General features: G+C 28.2%; 1 protein-coding gene. It reads left to right on the top strand.

Features of this window, described 5'->3' with window-relative positions; all coding sequences use genetic code 11:
• Positions 1–246 precede the first annotated feature (246 nt).
• Positions 247–1,851: a peptide ABC transporter substrate-binding protein gene (locus tag Q1X91_RS15465; RefSeq protein WP_300759487.1), complete on the top strand. Its 1,605-nt coding sequence runs from the start codon at positions 247–249 to the stop codon at positions 1,849–1,851.
• Positions 1,852–2,339 lie beyond the last annotated feature (488 nt).

The raw sequence follows: 2,339 nt of genomic DNA, 5'->3' as shown, positions 1-2,339 counted from the left end.
AATGATAGTTTATACAACATGTAAAACATCATATTTATAATTTTAAACATTAAATAATTTTATATTTAATGTTGTCAAGTAGTTTTGAAACAAGTCTAAAGTAAAATTTTTAATCTATTAAAATTCATTATTTTATTTTTAATTATATATACTGCCATCTTATTTATTAACATAATATAGTTGACATAATTATATATTGACTTATCATTAAATATATATCAATAATGAAGAAGAGAATAAATATTTATGAAGAAGAATATTTTTATAATAATTTTTATTGCAAATATATTTTTATTGTCATGTTCTGCTAATAAATCATCTAATGACGGTATAGTAGTTTCTGTAGGAGGAATGCCAAGCAGTTTAGACCCAGCATTTGCTAAAGGTATAAATACAGCAGTTTACATAACACATGCTTTTGAAACATTAACTCAAAGAGATGAAGATGGTACTATAATTCCTGCACTCGCTGAAAGCTGGGAGGCTATGAGCAATAATACAGTTTATATATTTCATTTAAGAGATAATGCAAAATGGTCAGACGGTAAAGAAGTTACTGCAAATGATTTTGTTTATACATTAAGAAGATTAATAGATCCAAAAGTAGCTTCTCCATTTTCTTTAGGTTTTGATATAATAAAAAATGCTCAGAGTATAATGAAAGGAGAAAAGAGTTTAGAAGAGCTCGGAGTATATGCATTAGATGATTATACTTTGAAGATAGAACTTGATATACCGCTTCCATATTTTGAAGAGGCTATGGCAAGCGATATTGCTTCGCCTGTGAGAAGTGATATTATAGAAACTTACGGCGAAGATTGGGCTTTGAGTAAAGATCATTATATTGGAAATGGACCTTATATAATGACTGAATATGAAGAGGCTGTAAAAATAGTTATGGAGAAAAATCCTTATTATTGGGATAAAGATAATGTTAAGGCTGAAAAAATAACTTTTGAATTTTTAGAAGATGTTAATACTGCAGTTTCGGCAATTTATGCAGATAGTATACTATTTTATCCGGAAGCACCAGAGAATGAGAGAGCTTCTTTGATAGAGCAGGGCATAGGAAGAGAAGTTGACATAACATCTATTGCCTATTATATGGTAAACTTGAAAAGAAAACCATTTAACAATCCTTTGGTTAGAAAGGCATTGGCACTTGGAATAGACAGGAACTATATAGTCAATAATGTTTTAGGCGGGGGAAGAGTTGCTGCTGACGGATTTGTTCCTATAAATGTAAAAATAGGTACTAATGATTTCAGAGAGAATGCACCAGAATATATTTCTCTAAAAGAAAGTGATTATCAGAAAAATATTGAAGAGGCTAAAAAACTTCTTGCAGATGCTGGATATAGTGATATAAAAAAATTTCCTATTATAGAATTAATAACAACTACTAATCCGTCATCGCTTTTTGTAGCAGAGGCTATTCAAAGTATGTATAAAAATAATTTAGGTATAGATTTAAAATTAAGATATGAAGAGCCCACATCATATTTGCAGTCAATAAAAGACGGAAGTTTTCAAATGATTAAGGCGGGAACTAGTGTGGCATATAATCAGGCGTCTGGTTATTTAAGACTTTTTCAGCTTGACGGACTTGGCAATGACGGCGGATATACTAATGAAGTTTATGATTATTTGGTTGATATTGCTATGACTAATGCTAACGAAGATATAAGAATAAAAGCAGCATATGATGCAGAACGCATACTTATAGAAGAGGATATGGCTATAATACCAATATACTATGATAAGGCTACTGTTATGCAAAGTAAAAAACTGCATGGTGTAAAATATGATATATTTTCTGTATATGATTTTAGAAATTCTTATATAGAATAGAACGTATTATATAGTTACCAATAATATTCTATATTTTAATTATTTATATATAAATTTAATTGACATTTTAGTCGTATGATGTATAATTTGTTTAATGATATTAAAAACAATTTCTTATATTAAAGACAGTCTACAGTCTACAGTCTACAGTCTACAGTCTACAGTCTACAGTCTACAGTCTACAGTCTACAGTAACTAACAATAATTTATTTGTTAGTTCTTTATTTTTTATAAATAGATATTTATCATATAAAGCAGTATATCTTTTTGTATTGCATTCAAGAAAATTAATTTATCAAATAATTGGTTATAGCTCGAGATATAACTTTTTATTAATAAAAAAACAATAGGAGTAAAACAAATGAAAAAAATTTTACAAATAGCTTTAGTTTTAACAGCTTTAGCTTTATTCTCAACAGCTTGTTCAAAAGTAAGAACAACAAATTTAATAGGTACATACAAAAGCGGTTCATCAACTATGTCTGTTA

It is taken from the genome of uncultured Brachyspira sp. (genome assembly GCF_949287625.1).
In the GTDB taxonomy this organism is placed as follows: Bacteria; Spirochaetota; Brachyspiria; order Brachyspirales; family Brachyspiraceae; genus Brachyspira.
Note: the sequence above shows the minus strand (reverse complement) of the source record. Positions and strands in the feature narration are given on the sequence as shown.